This window comes from Allobosea sp., from assembly GCF_030695125.1.
Taxonomy (GTDB): Bacteria; Pseudomonadota; Alphaproteobacteria; order Rhizobiales; family Beijerinckiaceae; genus Allobosea.
On sequence record NZ_JAUYTP010000029.1, the window covers coordinates 99065 to 113948 of the forward strand.

Consider the following 14884-nt stretch of genomic DNA (forward strand, 5'->3'; position numbering starts at 1 on the left):
TGCTCAGGCGTCGTCGTTCGGCTGGGTCTTCGCCTTCGGCTTGACGGGCGGCTTGGCGGCTGGCGGCTTGCCCGCCTGGATCTTGGCCGACGCCTGGGCAGGCTTGCCCTGCGCCGGCTTCGCGGCTGCCGCAGCCGGCGCCGCCTTGGGCGAAGGCTTCACCAGCAAGGGCTTCGCCGCCGGTCGCGGCAGCGGCCTGATCCCCGCGGCCGCACCCGCACGCAAGCTGGCCGGTGCCGCAGCGCCGGGCTGGATTGCGCCCTGCAGACGCAGGGGCCCGCTGGAATCCAGCGGCTGCGTCGTCTCGGGCGTGCTTGGCGCAAAGGCGGTCGCACCGGGAATGGCGCCGTTGCCCGACGCCGTGCGCCCGCGATCGGCGAAGAGCCCGCCGGTCTGGCTGCCGAACAGACTGGCGGCCACCGGTGCCGAGGGCGCGAGCATCGGCGACACGCCACGCGCGACGCGGCTCTCGGCCCCGCCTGCGACATTGGCCGCCAATGGCGCCGAGGCCGAGGCCGGCGTGCGCCCGAAAGCGACCGGAAACGGCGTCGCCTCGGCCCGCGGACCGAGCGAGACGCGGCCGGAGGGCTGCCGGCTCAGCACCGAGGTGGTGGCAGAACTCGGCCCGAGGGCTGTGGCAAACCGGCCGCCATCATCGGCATTCCCGCCGATGCCCGAGGCCTGGGCTGCGATCGGCCCCGCACTGTCGGCATCGTCGGCGAGCGCGACGCCGCCGCCCCTGCGCTGGACGTCGCCGCAGATGCTGCTGGCGCGACCGCCCTGCGAGGGCAGCGACGCGATGGTGTATCCGCCCCCGCCCCATTTCGAGAAGCCGTCATCGAGCAACTGCGCCGCCTTGATCGTGCGCTCGGTGCCCGACAAGGCGCCCAGCACGACCGCGATCAGGGTGCGCCCGCCACGTGTCGCGGTCGCGACGACGTTGAACCCCGACGCGCAGACATAACCGGTCTTCATGCCGCCGATGCCGGGATAGCGGCCGACGAGCCCGTTGGTGTTGTTCAGCACCTGCTTGCCGAGCTGCACGGCGGGCGTGTTCCAGTAATCCGAATAGTCGGGGAACTCGCGCATCAGCGCCATGGCGAGGATGGCGAGGTCGCGTGCGCTGGTCTGCTGGTCGGGATGGTGCCAACCATTGGGGTTGGCGAAATGGCTGTCGCGCATGCCCAGCCGTGCGGCTTCGGCGTTCATCATGCCGACGAAGGTCTCGACATCCCCACCCACGCCCTCGGCGATGACATAGGCGATGTCGTTGGCCGACTTCACCATCATGATCCGCAGGGCGTTGTCGAGCGTGACCTCCTGACCGGCCTTGATATAGACCTTGACGCGGGGCTGGCTCGCCGCCCGCTTCGAGGCCGGGATCGCGGTCTGCAGACCCAGCCGCCCGTCCCGGATCGCCTTCAGCGCCAGATAGGCCGTCATCATCTTGGTCGTCGAGGCCGGGTGCCAGGGCTGACCGGCATTCTCCGCCGAGAGCACCGCGCCGCTGGCGGCATCGACCACGAGGCTGGTGCCGGCGGAGGCGGGGCCTGCCCAGGCAAGACCCGCGAAGGTCAGACCAAGGACAGCAGCGGTGGAGAGACGGGAAACGATCATCGGGCGGGTCTTGAGCCTGTCTGGACGAGGGTTGAAGGCTTGGGGGTTCAACGCGACGCGTGCGGCATTTTCGAGACGACCGGACGAGAGCCCCGTCCCCGTACGCATACCTACCCCCAGCAGAGCGATTTGCCTAGCCGCGGCCCAGCGTCCACAAGCGCGCGGACGTCCCTGTCCTGGCTTGAAACGACCGGATCTGCCGCGTGAGCTTCGCCCTCCTCTGGATCCCCGCGACGATCGCGGCCTCGCTGCTGCAGACCGCCCGCAACCTGACCCAGCGCTCCCTCACGCAGGTCATCGGCGTGGTCGGCGCGACGCAGGTGCGTTTCCTGTTCGGGCTGCCCTTCGCGGTCCTCTTCCTCGTCATCGTCTGCGCCGTCGCGGGGCGCCTGCCGCCCGAGATCTCGACCGGCGCCCTCGCCTATACGATCGGTGGCGCCCTCACCCAGATCGCGGCGACCGCGCTGATGCTCGCGGCGATGCGCGAGCGCTCCTTCGCCGTCACCACGGCCTACACCAAGACCGAACCGGTGCAGGTCGCGATCTTCGGCGCGCTCTTGCTGGGCGACGCGCTGACGCCCGCCAAATTCGCCGCGATCCTGATCGCAACCGTCGGCGTCGTGCTGGTGTCCTGGAAGCCGGGCGAGAAGCTGACCCGTGCAGGGCTGCGCCCGGCCCTGCTCGGCGTCGGGGCGGGCGCCTTCTTCGCCTTCTCGGCGATCGGCTATCGCGGCGCGATCCAGGCCCTGCCGGAGGGCGGCTTCTTCATCCGCGCGTCCACGATCCTGGCGCTCGGCCTCTTCCTGCAGACGCTGGTGCTGACGCTCTACATGCTCGCAGCCAACCGCCCGGCCCTGATGTCGAGCCTGCGCCACTGGCGTGCGTCGCTGTCGGCGGGCTTTCTCGGCGCGGCCGCCTCGCAGTGCTGGTTCATCGGTTTCTCGCTGACCAGCGCCGCCAATGTCCGCACGCTGGCCCTGATCGAGGTGCCGCTGGCGCAGATCGCGTCCCGCCGCATCTTCGCGGAGGGGACGAGCTGGCGCGAAATGGCGGGCATGGCGATGATCGTGGCCGGCGTCGGCCTGCTGCTGATGATCGCGCTCTGACCTCGGCCGTTCCGCATCATGGTCCCTCTTTCCACGCACGCCGGAAATGCGCTTGTACCCGCTTGCGAGGTGCCGACGGCGAGCGCACATGAGACGTCAAAGTCGGGCAACGTCTAGAATGTCGGCAGGGAGAGATGTCATGAGCGCTGCGATCGTCGGTTGGGCCCATACGCCGTTCGGCAAGCAGGATGCGGAGACGATCGAAAGCCTGATCGTCCGGGTCACGAACGACGCGCTGATCGATGCCGGGATCACCGCCGACCAGGTCGACGAGATCGTGCTCGGCCATTTCAACGCCGGTTTCTCGGCGCAGGACTTCACCGCCTCGCTCGTGCTCCAGGCCGACCCGGCCCTGCGCTTCAAGCCGGCGACCCGCGTCGAGAACGCCTGCGCCACCGGCTCGGCCGCCGTGCAGCAGGGCGTGCGCGCGATCAAGGCCGGCGCGGCCAGGATCGTGCTCGTCGTCGGCGTCGAGCAGATGACCACGACGCCCGGCCCCGAGATCGGCAAGAACCTGCTCAAGGCCTCCTATCTCCCCGAGGAGGGGGCGACCCAGGGCGGCTTCGCGGGCGTGTTCGGCGGCATCGCGGCCGCCTATTTCCAGCGCCATGGCGACCAGTCCGATGCGCTGGCGATGATCGCAGCCAAGAACCACAGGAACGGCGTCGACAACCCCTATGCCCAGATGCGCAAGGACCTCGGCTACGCCTTCTGCCGCGAGGAAAGCGAGAAGAACCCCTATGTCGCCGGCCCGCTGAAGCGCACCGACTGCTCGCTGGTCTCCGACGGCGCGGCTGCGATCGTGCTCGCCGACGAGGAGACGGCGCTGACCATGCGCCGCGCCGTCGGCTTCCGCGGCACGGCGCATGTCCAGGATTTCCTGCCCGTCTCCAAGCGCGACATCCTGCGCTTCGAGGGCGCGACGCGCGCCTGGCAGCAGGCGCTCAGCGCAGCCGGGGTGGCGCTCGACGATCTCTCCTTCGTCGAGACGCATGACTGCTTCACCATCGCCGAACTGCTCGAATACGAGGCGATGGGGCTGACGAAGGAGGGCGACGGCGCCCGCGCCATCAAGGAGGGCTGGACGCAGAAGGACGGCAAGCTGCCAGTCAACGTCTCCGGCGGCCTGAAGGCCAAGGGCCACCCCATCGGCGCGACCGGCGTCTCGATGCATGTGCTCAGCGCGATGCAGCTCGTCGGCGAGGCTCCGGAAGGCATGCAGCTGAAGGATGCGCGCCTCGGCGGCATCTTCAACATGGGCGGTTCGGCGGTAGCGAACTACGTCTCGGTGCTCGAGCGGATCAAGTGATCCGCTCCGCGCCTGCTTCGGCCCAAAGGCTGATCCGCTCTTGATCGTCTTCTTCGCGCTGCTGCCGGCCTATTTCCTCTCGATCTTCTACCGGTCGTTCCTGAGCGTCATCGCCGGGCCGGTGATGACCGACCTGGCGATCGGCCCGCGTGAGTTCGGGCTGCTCGGCGCGGCGTGGTTCACCACCTTCGCGATTGCCCAGTTCCCGATCGGCTGGGCGCTCGACAGGCTCGGTCCACGCCGGACCGTCACCGCCGCGATGGCGATCGGCAGCGTCGGTGCCATCCTCTTCGCGCAGGCGACCGGCGCCGTCAGCGGCACGCTGGCGATGGCGCTGATCGGCATCGGCTGCGCGCCGATCTTCATGGCGAGCCTCTTCCTGTTCGCCCGCACGGCCGAACCGGCGCGCTTCGCCTTCCTGACCTCGGTCTTCATCGGGCTGGGCTCGCTCGGCAATCTGGTCGGCGCAGCCCCCCTCGCCATCGCCGCCGCCCGTTTCGGCTGGCGCCCCTCGATGCTGGTGATGGCGGGCTGCTTTCTCCTCGCCACCGCGCTGGCCGCGCTCCTGATCCGCGACCCCGTCCGCGCCGAGAGCGCCTCGGGCAAGGCCGAAGGCCTGCTCGCCGGCCTCGCCAGCATCCTGAAGCTGCGGCCGCTCTGGCTGCTCGCCCCGATCACGCTGACGGCCTATGCGATCCTGGCGACCGCGCGCGGGCTCTGGGTCGGACCTTACATGGCCAGCGTCCACGGCTTCGACGCCGTCTCGGCTGGCAACGCCGCGACCGCGATGGCCGTGACGATGGTGGCCGGCGCCTTCATCTATGGCGGGTTCGAAAAGGCACTGGGGCGGGTCAAGCCGCTGGTGTTCTGGGGCACGCTCGGCACGGCGGCCTGCTTCGCGCTGCTGGCGGCCTTCGGGGCAGGCTCCTCGCTCATCGCCGTCGCCCTCTTCGCGCTGATCGGCGCCGTCGGCTTCACCTATGCTATCCTGATGGCGCATGCGCGCCTGTTCTTCCCGGCGCATCTGCTCGGACGCGGCATGACGGCCGTCAATTTCCTGTTCATCGCGGGGGCCGCCCTGACCCAGTCCGGCTCCGGCTGGTTCATCGCCAGCCAGCGCGCCGCCGGTCTCGACGCGGCCACGACCTTCGCCCATCTCCACTGGGCCTTCGCGGGGCTGCTGCTGGTCTCCGCCGCGATCTACGCCTTCACGCCGGAGCGGCCGAAGGCCTAGTGGCCATCTCTGGCTTGCGACGTTGAGCGCCGAGTATTACCTTGAACTCAACGGGTAATACGGAGGTCATCATGGCGACGACGGTCACCAGCAAGGGGCAGGTCACGATCCCCAAGCCTATCCGCGACCGCCTCGGCATCAAGCCCGGAAACGCCGTCGATTTCCGGATGGATGCAGACGGCAGGGTCGTTCTGCTGAAGGTCGAACGGTCCGCTGCGACCACCCCCCTCGAAAAATGGCGCGGATCGGTCGGCCCCGGCATGAGCACCGATGAAATGATGAGCCTGACCCGCGGTGAACCGTGACGGCAACACTGGTCGACGCCAACATTTTCCTCGACCTGATCACGAACGATCGGGATTGGGCCGACTGGTCTGCTGGACGGCTTGCTGCCGCCATGAGCGCTGGCACGCTACTGATCAACGATGTCATCTATGCAGAAATTTCGATCCGGTTCGATGAAATCGCCAGACTCGATACGATGATGGCGGACTTCAATGCGAAGCATGCGCCCATTCCACGACAGGCGCTGTTCGATGCGGGAAAGGCCTTCCGTCGATACCGCGCGTCAGGCGGGCTTCGCCAAAGCGTTCTGCCGGACTTCTTTATCGGCGCACACGCTGCTGTGGCAAAGCTCCCGCTCCTGACCCGCGACGCCAAGCGCTACCGGACCTACTTTCCCACCGTCGAGCTGATCTCACCCTGAGCCGCGAGGCCCTTACCCTTCACCCGGAGCCCGCGCCGCGATCGCCAATGCGTGGACGCTTTCGGCCAGTTCCTGCGCCAGGGCCGCATTGACGAGGCGGTGCCGCTCCAGGCGGCTCTTGCCGGCAAAGGCCGATGAGACGATCTCGACCCGAAAATGGGTTTCGCCGCCCTCGCGCCAGCCGCCATGGCCCTGATGCTGATGCGACTCGTCGATGACCCGGAGCGTCTGCGGCGCCAGCGCCTGCTCGAGCCTGTTGGTGATCCGTTCAGCCATTCCGGTCATGATCGCGCCACCGTTCTGAATGATCCGTCCGAAGGCCGCGGCAATGCGGCCCCAGCCCTGCCCGGCCTGCGGCTACATGCTGCATCGCACTTGCCGGTTCCGATCCCGCGTCTCATAACCATTCGACCATGAACTTCAACTCACGCTTGTTCGACCGCATCAGGATCGGCCCTTCCGAGGCGGAAGCGGTCCAGGAATCCGACGCGCCGCATTGCGACCATCCGGGCTGCAAGCGGCCGGGCGAATTTCGCGCGCCGAAAGGGCGGGGGCGCGAGGGGCAGTTCTTCCTGTTCTGCATGGAGCATGTGAAGGCCTACAACGCGACCTACAATTATTTCCAAGGGATGAACGACGAGGCGCTGGCCGAATACGCCAAGGACGCGGCCATCGGCCACCGGCCGACCTGGAAGCTCGGCGTCAACTCCAAGGCGGCGCGGATGGCGCAGCGCGGCCGGGTCGCGGGCGGCGGCGAGCAGCCCGACGTGCAGGACGCGTTCAACATCTTCGGCTCGCGGCGGACGCAGACGGCCGCCCAGCCCGAACCGCGCGTCGGCGTGGTCGCGCGCAAGGCGCTCGAGGCGCTCGGCCTCGACGAGAACGCCGATCCCGTCGCGATCAAGGCGCGTTACAAGGAACTGGTGAAGCGCTTCCATCCCGATGCGAATGGTGGCGACCGCTCGCGCGAGGGCACGCTGCAGGAAATCCTGAAGGCCTATCAGCAGCTCAAATCGACCGGCATGGTCTGACCAGGCCCTCGTTGGACTTTCAGACGTTGCCCATCTGCGAGCGCTTGGCCCAGCCGGTCATCCGGTTCTCGACGATGTCGACGATCGCGACCAGAAAGACGCCGAGCACCGCCAGCACGATCAGCGCCGCGAAGATCAGCGGCACGTTGAAATCCGCCGAGGCGCGCGTGATCAGGTTGCCGAGGCCGAGATTGGAGGCGTTCTGCTCGCCGATCACAGAGCCGACATAGGCCAGCGTGATCGACACCTTCAGTGCCCCGAAGAGATAGGGCAGCGAGCGCGGGATGCCGACCTTAGTCATGATGTCCATGCGGCTGGCGCCGAGCGCCTTCAGCACGTCCTCCGTCTCCGGCTCGATCGTGGCGAGCCCGGTGGCGACGTTGACCACGATCGGGAAGAACGAGATCACGAAGGCGGTGAGCACCGGCGGCAGCCAGCCGACGCCGAACCAGATCACCAGGATTGGCACCACCGCGACCTTCGGGATCGAGTTGAAGCCGACCAGCAGGGGATTGAGGCCCGCATAGATCAGCTTCGAGGAGCCGACGAGCAGCCCCAGCGCCAGCCCGAACAGGATCGACAGCCCGAAGCCCAGCGACGTCATCCAGAGCGTGTGGAAGGCGTTGGTGTAGAGCGGCTTCTGGTACTGGACCAGGGCCGCCCAGATCGCCGAGGGCGGCGGCAGGATGAAGGACGAGATCGAGAATGCCCGGCAGGCGACCTCCCAGATCAGGAAGAAGCCGATCGTGAACAGATAGGGTGCGAGCTTGAGCCAGGTCGAGCGGGTCATGCCACCGCCCTCGCTTCCCGGATATGCCCGCGCAGCTCGTGCACGATCGCCGCGAATTCCGGCGTGTAGGTCACGTCGAGATCGCGCGGACGGGCAAAGCCGATCTCGCGTTCCGCGATGATCCGGCCGGGTCGCGCCGACATGCAGAAAACCCGGTCGGCCAGGAACACCGCCTCGCGCAGATCATGCGTGACCAGGATCACGGTGACGCCGCGCTGCGCATGCAGGTCGCGGATCACGCACCAGAGTTCCTCCCGCGTGAAGGCGTCGAGCGCGCCGAAGGGCTCGTCCAGCATCAGCAGCTTCGGCTCATGGATCAGCGAGCGGCACAGCGAGGCCCGCTGCTGCATGCCGCCCGAGAGCTGCCAGGGAAACTTCGACCCCATGCCCTTGAGGCCCACCGTCTCCAGCAGCATCTCGGCCCGCGCGACGTACTCGGCCTTGTTCGCCCGCAGCCGCGAGCGATGCGGCTGGACGATCTCGAGCGGCAGCAGCAGGTTCTGCAGCGTCGTGCGCCAGGGCAGCATGACCGGGTTCTGGAAGGCCATGCCGGTGATCTTGATCGGCTCCGACACTTCGCGCCCATCGACGATCACGGTGCCGGTTTTGGGCCGCTGCAGCCCGGTGGCGAGCTTCATCATCGTCGACTTGCCACAGCCGGACGGGCCCACGATCGCAGCGAATTCGCCCTCGCGGACCTTGAGCGACAGGCCTTCGACGGCCGGCGGCCCCTCGCCGCCGCCATAGACATGGGTGACATCGTGAAGTTCGACGAAAGCGGTCAAGGCAATCCTTCTGGAAACAAACCGCCGTCATCCTGGGCTTCGCGCAGCGAAGTCCCGGGATCCATCCGAGAGCGCCGTCCTGCCCTGTGATGGATCCCGGCCGGCGCCGCTGCGCGGCTTGTCCAGGACGACGGCCAGTGGAAAAACCGCGAAACTCAGAACACCCGCTCGGCCGAGGCCGGCAGGAAGGCGTCGGTGAAGGCGTCGCCCGCCTTGGCCTTGTCCTTGAAGGTAAAGGTCAGGGCGATCTGGTCGAGCGCCTTGTCCCAGCGCGCCTTGTCGATGCCGCCAAACCCGTTGGCTTTCACCCAGGGCGTCATCACGTTCTGCGCCAGCGTCATCTTGAGCCGTTCGAGCTCGACCTCGACTTTGGCGACATCGTTGCGCTTGATCACGAGCTGCGCGCCGAGCTCCGGATTGGCCACGGTCTCCTTGACGCTCTTGGTGATCGCCCGCAGCAGGCCGCGCACGGCTTCAGGCTTCTCGGCCGCGAATTTCGGCGAGACCATGATGACGTTGCCGTAGAGTTCGACGCCGTAATCCGACATCAGCATGACGACGATGTCGTCCACCGGCACGCCGCGCGACTTCAGATTGATGAAGGAGGAGTTGGCGAAGCCGAACACGGCATCGACCTCGCCCGAAGCCAGCATCGGCTCGCGGACAGGGAAGCCGACATTCTCCAGCCGGATCTTGCTGTCGTCGAGCTTGTTCACCGCCTTGAAGATCGGCCATTGCGCGAAGGCCGCGTCGGCGGCGGGTGCGCCGAACTTCTTGCCTTCGAGGCTCTTCACATCGGCGGCGATGCCGCGGCTCTTGCGGCCCACGATCGCGAAGGGCGGCTTGTCGTAGACCATCATGACGGCTTTCACGTCGACGCTGGGATTCTCGTCGCGAAAGCGGATCAGCGAGTTCACATCGCCGAAGCCGACATCGTAGGTCCCCGATGCGACGCGCGGGATGGCCTCGCGCGAGCCGTTGCCGGTGTCGATGGTGACGTCCAGCCCCTCGGCTTTGAAATAGCCCTTCTCGATCGCCATCAGGAACAGTGCGGCGGGACCTTCGAACCGCCAGTCCAGCGTGAAGCGAACCGGCGTCTGCGCCTGAGCGCCCGGCGCCAGACCGACGAAGGCCGCCGCCAGCCCGGCGGCGAGGACGAGGCGCCCGGCGGATGAGCGCAGGCGTCCGAAGACGGTCGGGCAGGTCGGGGCGGGCATCGAAGACTCCTCTGGAATGGCGATCGCGGTCGTTGGTCCGCAGTGCGAGCAATCTTCATGCCGCGCGGCGGTTTCACACTGACGGAGCGGTGGCGGCGGTCAAGCCGCAATCGGCCGCTGAGCCGCATCTCCCACAAATTCATGCGCCAGGCGCATCAACGCCCCTTGCCAAACGAGGGGCACGGTCCCATGTGGGCCGCTGGTGGTGACCGGGCCCCTCTGGCGGAGCACGTCTGGACGACGTGGCCGCGATGTCGGAACCACCCTTGACGTCAACCCAAACCGATAGGCGCCCGGACATGGATTTTTTGATTGCCGACTGGCTCGGCAAGCCGCTCTGGATGTGGAGCGGATTTCTTTTAATCGTTTTTGCCTTGCTCGCTTTCGACCTCGGCCTGATGAATCGCGGCGAGCGCGAGATGGGCATCGCCCGCAGCCTCAAACTGTCGGTCTTCTATATCGGGTTCTCCTGTCTTTATGGCGCTGCCGTATGGTGGGCCTATGAATCGGGCTACCTCAAGACGACCGACGGCACCCATGCCGGCGTGACGTTCTTCACCGGCTTCTTCATCGAAAAAGCGCTGTCGATCGACAACGTCTTCGTCATTTCGCTGATCTTCACCTTCTTTGCCGTTCCGCCGCGCTATCAGTACCGGGCGCTGGTCTGGGGCATCCTGGCGGTCATCGTCCTGCGTGGCCTGATGATCGGCATCGGCGCGGCGCTGGTTCAGCAGTATGACTGGATCCTCTATCTCTTCGGCGCCTTCCTGCTGGCCACCGGCGTGAAGATGCTGTTCGTGGCCGAGGCCGAGCCCGATGTCGCCAACAACCCGCTCGTGCGATTCCTGCGCAAGCGCATGCGCGTGACCGACACGCTCCATGGCGAACGCTTCTTCGTCAGGCTGCCGGACGCCGTGACCGGCCAGAAGATGATACACGCCACGCCGCTCTTCCTGGCGCTGGTCATCATCAATCTGGCCGACGTGGTCTTCGCGGTGGACTCGGTGCCGGCGATCTTCGCCATCACCACCGACCCGTTCATCGTCTTCACCGCCAACATCATGGCGATCCTGGGCCTGCGCGCACTGTATTTCGCGCTGTCGGCCATGGTTCACCGCTTCGAATACCTCAAGACGGCGCTGGCGCTCGTCCTGGTGTTCATCGGCGCCAAGATCTTCTGGAACCAGATCGTTGGCAAGGTCGACCCTGCGATCTCGCTCGGCGTCACCCTGGCGTTGATCCTCGGCGGCGTCGTCTTCTCGCTGTGGAAGACGCGCGACGCGGCCGCCAAGCCGGTGGAGTGATCCCCACCCGTCGGCGCGCTGTCACAGAGGCAGCGCGCCGTCGGTCTTGACCTCCTCCATCACCGCATAGGTGCGCGTCTCGCGCACCGCCGGAAGCGCAAGCAGAACCTCGCCCAGAAACCGCCGATAGGCGTTCATGTCGGCGACCCGGGTCTTGACCAGATAGTCGAAGCCGCCGGCCACCATATGGCACTCCAGTACCTCCGGCGCGCGCTGTACCGCCGCCGCGAAGCGCTCGAAGGCGTCGGGCGTCGTCTTGTCGAGATAGACCTCGACGAAGACCAGCAGATTCAACCCGAGCTTCAGCGGGTCGAGCGTTGCCCTGTAGCCGGTGATGTAGCCCTCCCGCGTCAGACGCTTCAGCCGGTCGCCGACCGCCGTCGGCGACAGCCCGACCTTTTCGGCCAGTTCGACGCCCGCGATGCGGCCATCCCCCTGGATCAGCGACAGGATACGGCGGTCGGTTCGGTCAAGCACGGGATGAATCTCGGCAATAAGCTGGTTTGACCGGACAAGATAAGGCATCCTGGATAAAACAGCCAATTGATATGAGGCTGAAGCCGGATGATGCTTCAGATCATCCGTTCTCAAATTCGGAGCCTCACATGGCTGTCTCTCTTCCGCCCTTTCGTGCGCCCTTCGCGCAGGACGATGGTGAGATCGCCGCACGCCTGCTCGCCGGCGCGCGGCGCGAGCCGGCGGCGAAGGCCCGGATCGATGCGCAGGCGACGGGGCTGATCGACGCCATCCGCAGCCGCAAGGTCGGCCTCGGCGGCATCGAGGAACTGCTGCGCGAGTATTCGCTCTCGACACGCGAGGGCCTCGCCCTGATGGTGCTGGCCGAAGCGCTGCTGCGCGTGCCCGACGCCGCCACTGCCGACCGGCTGATCGAGGACAAGCTCGGCCAGGGCGATTTCGCCCATCACGAATCCAAGTCCGATGCCTTCCTCGTCTCGGCCTCGGCCTGGGCGCTGGGCATCACCGCCCGCGTCATCCAGCCCGGCGAGACGCCGACCAGTATCATCGGCGGCCTCGCAAAGCGGTTGGGCATGCCGACGGTGCGCACCGCCACCCGCCAGGCGATGCGCGTCATGGGCAACCATTTCGTGCTCGGCCAGACCATCGAGGAGGCGCTGAAGCGCGCCGGCTCCAAGAGCGGCAAGCTCTACCGCTACTCCTTCGACATGCTCGGCGAAGGCGCCCGCACGCAAGCCGATGCCGACCGCTATCTCGCCTCCTACACGGCCGCGATCGACGCCATCGGCCGCTCGGCCGGCAACGCCCCGCTGCCGAACCGGCCGGGCATCTCGGTCAAGCTCTCGGCCCTGCATCCGCGCTATGACGCCACGAACCGCGAGCGCGTGCTGGCGGAACTGACGCCCAAGGTGATCGCGCTCGCGCAGCAGGCCAAGCGCTACGACCTCAACTTCACCATCGATGCCGAGGAGGCCGACCGGCTCGAACTCTCGCTCGATATCATCGATGCCGTCGTCGCCGATGCCTCCCTGGCGGACTGGGACGGCTTCGGCCTCGCCATCCAGGCCTATCAGAAGCGCGCCTCGGCCGTGATCGACCATATCGGCGCGCTCGCCGAGAGCCATGGCCGGCGCATGATGGTGCGGCTCGTCAAGGGCGCCTATTGGGACACCGAGCTGAAGCGCGCCCAGGAGCGCGGCCTGCCCGACTATCCCGTCTTCACCCGCAAGGCGATGACCGACCTGAACTACGAGGCCTGCGCCGCCCAGTTGCTCGCGCTTCGCCCGCGCATCATTCCCCAGTTCGCCACCCACAACGCCCAGACGGTCGCGACCGTCGCCGAAATGGCGGGGTCGTCCGAGGGCTTCGAGTTCCAGCGCCTGCACGGCATGGGCGAGGCGCTCTACGAGAAGCTCCTCGCCGGCTCCGATGGCTTCGCCTGCCGGACCTATGCGCCGGTCGGCGGCCATCAGGACCTGCTCGCCTATCTGGTGCGGCGTCTGCTCGAGAACGGTGCCAACTCCTCCTTCGTCAGCGTCTCCGGCGACCCCGACGTGCCCGTGGCGCAACTGCTCGTGCCGCCGGCCGACATCATCGGCCAGGCCGGCGCGGCGCGGCACCGGCGCATCCCGCTGCCGGCCGATCTCTTCGGCCCGTCCCGCAAGAACTCGGCCGGCGTCGAACTCGGCCATGCCGACAGCCTCGAGGCCCTGCTGGCGGAGATCGCGGCGGCGTCCGCCAAGCCCTTCCCGGAGGCCACCCCGATCATCGACGGCGCGAGCGCGGGCGGCGCGGCCCGCGATGTCCGCTCGCCGATCGACAACCACGTCATCGGCCGCGTCGCGGAGGCCGACGCGGCGACTGCCGCGCGCGCCATGGCGGCGGCGAAGGCGGGCTTCCCTGTGTGGAACGCCACCCCGGCCCGCACGCGCGCGGCCGCTCTGCGCAAGGCCGCGGACCTGATGGAGGCGCGTCGCGGCCTGCTGCTCGCGCTGCTCCAGGCCGAGGCCGGCAAGACCCTCGACGATGCCCTCTCGGAGGTCCGCGAGGCGGTCGATTTCTGCCGCTACTATGCCGCCGAGGCCGAAGCGAAGTTCGCCAGCCCGACCGTGCTGCCCGGCCCCACCGGCGAGGACAACCGCCTCGTCCTGCGCGGTCGCGGCGCCTTCCTGTGCATTGCGCCGTGGAATTTCCCGCTGGCGATCTTCGCCGGCCAGATCGCAGCCGCGCTGGTCACGGGCAACAGTGTCGTCGCCAAACCCGCCCCGCAGACGCCTCTGATCGCGGCCGTCGCCGTGCGCCTCCTGCACGAGGCCGGCATTCCCGCCTCCGCGCTCCATCTCGTGCCCGGCGACGGCGCCGTCGGCGCGGCTCTCGTGGCCCATAGGGACGTCGCCGGCGTCGCCTTCACCGGCTCGACCACGACCGCGCGCGCGATCAACCGCGCGCTCGCCGCCAAGGACGGCCCGATCGTTCCGCTGATCGCCGAGACCGGCGGCCTCAACGCCATGATCGTCGATGCCACGGCCCTGGCCGAGCAGGTCGCGGACGATGTCGTCATGTCGGCCTTCCGCTCGGCCGGGCAGCGCTGCTCGGCCTTGCGCCTGCTCGTCGTGCAGGAGGACGTCGCCGACAAGATGATCGAGATGATCACCGGTGCGGCCCGCGAGCTGAAGCTCGGCGACCCGCGCGCGATCGACACCCACATTGGGCCTGTCATCGACACCGCCGCCAAGCACCGCCTCGACGACCATATCGAGGCGATGCGCAAGCTCGGTCGCGTCGCCTGGGCCGGGCAGACGCCCGCCCTCGGCGGCACCTATGTGGCGCCGCATGTCGTTACGCTAGGCAGAGTCGCCGACCTCTCCCAGGAGCATTTCGGTCCGGTCCTGCATGTCGTGCGCTGGAAAGCCGGCGAGCTCGACACGATCATCCACGACATCGAGGCGACCGGCTACGGGCTGACGCTCGGCGTCCATTCGCGCATCGAGACCACGATCGAGCAGGTCACCAGCCGGCTCTCGACCGGCAATATCTATGTCAACCGCAACATCATCGGAGCCGTCGTCGGCGTGCAGCCCTTCGGCGGCCACGGCCTGTCGGGCACCGGGCCGAAGGCTGGCGGGCCAAACTATCTGATGCGCTTCGCCACCGAGCAGACGGTGACGATCAACACGGCGGCCGCCGGCGGCAACGCCAGCCTGATCGCGATGGGGGAGTGATCGCCGTCATTGCAAGCGCAGCAAAGCCATCCAGGGAGACGTAGAACGCGTCCGCTCTGGATGGCTTCGCTGCGCTCGCAATGACGA

14 protein-coding genes are annotated in these 14884 nt (G+C 67.6%); 8 read left to right on the plus strand and 6 right to left on the minus strand.

Features of this window, described 5'->3' with window-relative positions; translation table 11 throughout:
- Positions 1–3: 3 nt before the first annotated feature.
- Positions 4–1617, minus strand: a complete 1614-nt coding sequence (locus tag Q8S38_RS08900; protein ID WP_305680062.1) for a D-alanyl-D-alanine carboxypeptidase family protein — start codon at positions 1615–1617, stop codon at positions 4–6.
- Positions 1618–1820: 203 nt separating this feature from the next.
- Between Q8S38_RS08900 and Q8S38_RS08905 the strand changes: the two genes are divergently transcribed.
- The 5 genes from Q8S38_RS08905 to Q8S38_RS08925 all read left to right on the plus strand — a co-directional run bounded on the left by Q8S38_RS08905 (position 1821) and on the right by Q8S38_RS08925 (position 5972).
- Complete coding sequence (locus tag Q8S38_RS08905; protein WP_305680063.1) at positions 1821–2723, plus strand: DMT family transporter; 903 nt, start codon at positions 1821–1823, stop codon at positions 2721–2723.
- A gap of 139 nt (positions 2724–2862) precedes the next feature.
- Entirely contained in the window at positions 2863–4032 is a 1170-nt protein-coding gene (locus tag Q8S38_RS08910) for an acetyl-CoA acetyltransferase (protein WP_305680064.1), read from the plus strand.
- A 40-nt stretch (positions 4033–4072) separates the two neighbouring features.
- Positions 4073–5266 (plus strand): MFS transporter, encoded by a 1194-nt coding sequence (locus Q8S38_RS08915; protein WP_305680065.1) that lies wholly within the window; start codon positions 4073–4075, stop codon positions 5264–5266.
- 71 nt (positions 5267–5337) lie between these two features.
- Complete coding sequence (locus Q8S38_RS08920; protein WP_305680066.1) at positions 5338–5571, plus strand: AbrB/MazE/SpoVT family DNA-binding domain-containing protein; 234 nt, start codon at positions 5338–5340, stop codon at positions 5569–5571.
- Positions 5568–5972, plus strand: a complete 405-nt coding sequence (locus Q8S38_RS08925; protein ID WP_305680067.1) for a type II toxin-antitoxin system VapC family toxin — start codon at positions 5568–5570, stop codon at positions 5970–5972. Before Q8S38_RS08920 ends, Q8S38_RS08925 begins: the two co-directional genes overlap by 4 nt.
- A 12-nt stretch (positions 5973–5984) precedes the next feature.
- Here Q8S38_RS08925 and Q8S38_RS08930 read toward each other — a convergent pair whose 3' ends face one another.
- Positions 5985–6257: a BolA family protein gene (locus Q8S38_RS08930; RefSeq protein WP_371125861.1), complete on the minus strand. Its 273-nt coding sequence runs from the start codon at positions 6255–6257 to the stop codon at positions 5985–5987.
- A gap of 128 nt (positions 6258–6385) precedes the next feature.
- Here Q8S38_RS08930 and Q8S38_RS08935 point away from each other — a divergent pair, with 128 nt between their 5' ends.
- The gene (locus tag Q8S38_RS08935; protein WP_305680068.1) at positions 6386–7003 is read left to right on the plus strand and encodes a DnaJ domain-containing protein; all 618 of its coding nucleotides are present in this window, start codon (positions 6386–6388) and stop codon (positions 7001–7003) included.
- A gap of 19 nt (positions 7004–7022) precedes the next feature.
- Here Q8S38_RS08935 and Q8S38_RS08940 read toward each other — a convergent pair whose 3' ends face one another.
- From Q8S38_RS08940 to Q8S38_RS08950, 3 genes are all read right to left on the minus strand, one after another.
- On the minus strand, positions 7023–7793 hold the full coding sequence (locus Q8S38_RS08940; protein ID WP_305680069.1) for an ABC transporter permease: 771 nt from the start codon (positions 7791–7793) through the stop codon (positions 7023–7025).
- On the minus strand, positions 7790–8578 hold the full coding sequence (locus Q8S38_RS08945) for an ABC transporter ATP-binding protein (RefSeq protein WP_305680070.1): 789 nt from the start codon (positions 8576–8578) through the stop codon (positions 7790–7792). Before Q8S38_RS08945 ends, Q8S38_RS08940 begins: the two co-directional genes overlap by 4 nt.
- A gap of 155 nt (positions 8579–8733) precedes the next feature.
- Positions 8734–9795, minus strand: a complete 1062-nt coding sequence (locus tag Q8S38_RS08950) for an ABC transporter substrate-binding protein (RefSeq protein WP_305680071.1) — start codon at positions 9793–9795, stop codon at positions 8734–8736.
- A gap of 299 nt (positions 9796–10094) precedes the next feature.
- Here Q8S38_RS08950 and Q8S38_RS08955 point away from each other — a divergent pair, with 299 nt between their 5' ends.
- Positions 10095–11099 carry a TerC family protein gene (locus Q8S38_RS08955; protein WP_305680072.1) on the plus strand — a complete coding sequence of 335 codons (1005 nt, stop codon included), beginning with the start codon at positions 10095–10097 and terminating at the stop codon, positions 11097–11099.
- 21 nt (positions 11100–11120) lie between these two features.
- On the opposite strand, the gene Q8S38_RS08960 is transcribed toward Q8S38_RS08955, so the two are convergent.
- A complete protein-coding gene (locus tag Q8S38_RS08960) occupies positions 11121–11624 on the minus strand; it encodes an Lrp/AsnC ligand binding domain-containing protein (protein ID WP_305680073.1) in 504 nt (167 codons plus the stop codon).
- Between the two features lie 80 nt (positions 11625–11704).
- On the opposite strand from Q8S38_RS08960, the gene putA reads away from it, so the two are divergent.
- Positions 11705–14797, plus strand: coding sequence for a bifunctional proline dehydrogenase/L-glutamate gamma-semialdehyde dehydrogenase PutA (gene putA, locus Q8S38_RS08965; RefSeq protein ID WP_305680074.1), 3093 nt, complete (start codon positions 11705–11707; stop codon positions 14795–14797).
- Positions 14798–14884 lie beyond the last annotated feature (87 nt).